Here is a 1,868-nt window from a genome sequence, read left to right as displayed (position 1 = left end):
GTCTGATAGAAGCTGGATCCTGGAAGGTGCGGCAGTCCGTGTCTCTATGGTTGGTTTTGACGATTCACATGAGCTGATCCGCGTGCTCGATGGAAACCGTGTAGAGGAAATCTATTCAGATCTGACCGCTTCGGTAGACATTACCAGTGCTTATCAATTGATCGAAAACCTCGGCATAAGTTTTATGGGGCCATCCGCGAAGGGCCCTTTTGACATCGAGGAAGAAGTTGCAAAGAGATTGCTTGAAGCCTCGCCGATCAACGCCGACAGGTCAAACGTGGATGTTGTTCGACGAGTAGTGAGCGGAGTGGATATCGTACAGCGCTCACGCGGGAAATGGTCTATCGACTTCGGGTTGATGTCCCTAGTACTACAGCCGCAGATACGATGGTAAAAGAGCTTGGCGGCGGCGATAGTGGCACAGTTTGGCGCGGGCTTGGTGTCGTCGCCGCCAGACAGACCAGGCCAGGATGAACTCCATTGAGCGCGCCACGTTCCAAACGAGCCTACCGATTAAGCGTCGGATTTCCGAGACCGTCAAGGGCAACAGGTCATCCTCCACAGGCGACCTGTTTTTTTGTGCCATCGAGATGGAGTGCCTGACAACGAGTGGTAGACAGGAAAGCTAACGCCAACATCGACAGGGTGATATGGCGATACCAGCCCAGCCAGTGACGGACTTCATACTCGTCCAGGCCTGTTTCATTTTTGCCGACTTCAAAACATTCCTCAATGGTCCAGCGCATACCCGCGATCGTGACCAATGTCTGAAGGGAGGTTCCGGCGGGGGCAAAGACGACAAAGTAGCCCAGTTCACCATCGGCCACACTACGTCGAACGAGTAAGGCATGCAGGACGTCCGCCGATTGTCCCCAACGCGGTAAGAGGAGCAAGGCCCAGTCATAAACGCGCGGCCCTTTGGCTCCCGCTCCACAACTTAGCCGCTGCCAGGCATCCCCGGGCAGAGCCGCGGCACGTGCGTCAGCTCGCCGCTGGTAAAAGCCGCTCCACAGCGGGTCATCTTTCCTAATGCCCAAGACAAACCAACGTCCCTGTTCTTCCAGCCACAAGCGGAGCCGGCGATCTCCCCCGTAGATACTATCGCCGGTCACCCACCGCGCCGGAACACCGGCGGCGAAGGCGCAGCCCAGCATCTGACGACCCAGTTCCGGCTTGGTGGCGAAGGGCATGTCCTCCGGTATTTTCGCTTCCCGGCATCGTTCGGCATCGGCCACCCATTCCTGAGGCAGATACAACGCTCGGTCAATCAGCGCCTGCCCTTTTTCACTCGCGTAGCCGAGAAACACGCCGACTTGGCAGTTCTCGACCCGGCCCGCCGTACCGCTATACTGCCGTTTGACCCCGACCGAGTGCGTCCCTTTCTTTAGAAATCCGCTTTCATCGAGTACTAATACGCCATGCTCGCTGCCCAAGGTCTCCACCACATAGTCACGTAGATCGTCTCGCACGCCTTCGACATCCCAGACCGCCGTACTTAACAAACGCTGCATACCATCCGGCGTTGCTTCACCTGCTTGCTCCGCTAATTGCCAGCCATTCTTCCGGTGTACATCGCTCATTAGTCCTTTGAGATAGGCTATTGCTCGCTCACGCGGTTCCGACCGCTCAAAGCGTCGCCCGATCCGGCTCCCTAAGACTTTGAGTTCGCTCGCCCACCCTTCGACTGTTTCTATTTCCGACATGTTTCGCTCTCGTTAAGTCGATCTGACGTGAGCTTTCATTCTATCATGCTATCTGCGGCTGTAGTACTAGGCGACCTGGGAAGCGTGGTGATCTCATCAGTCACGGCGAGCACAGTGGCGCGCATTTTTCTGGGCGACCGTCCCGCTTTCGCCATTCCGAACTAC

General features: G+C 56.5%; 1 protein-coding gene and 1 pseudogene. One reads left to right on the top strand and one right to left on the bottom strand.

The features are described 5' to 3' along the window. Nucleotides 1-394: pseudogene (locus WB402_RS13335) on the top strand (class I SAM-dependent DNA methyltransferase); the annotation flags it as partial. 157 nt (nucleotides 395-551) lie between these two features. Here the strand turns inward: WB402_RS13335 and WB402_RS13330 are convergent. Then, entirely contained in the window at nucleotides 552-1,703 is a 1,152-nt protein-coding gene (locus WB402_RS13330) for an IS701 family transposase (protein WP_424208657.1), read from the bottom strand. Nucleotides 1,704-1,868: the final 165 nt, after the last annotated feature.

It is taken from the genome of Sulfuricaulis sp. (assembly GCF_049587675.1).
Classification (GTDB): domain Bacteria; phylum Pseudomonadota; class Gammaproteobacteria; order Acidiferrobacterales; family Sulfurifustaceae; genus Sulfuricaulis.
This window is presented reverse-complemented; position numbering and strand designations above follow the sequence as displayed.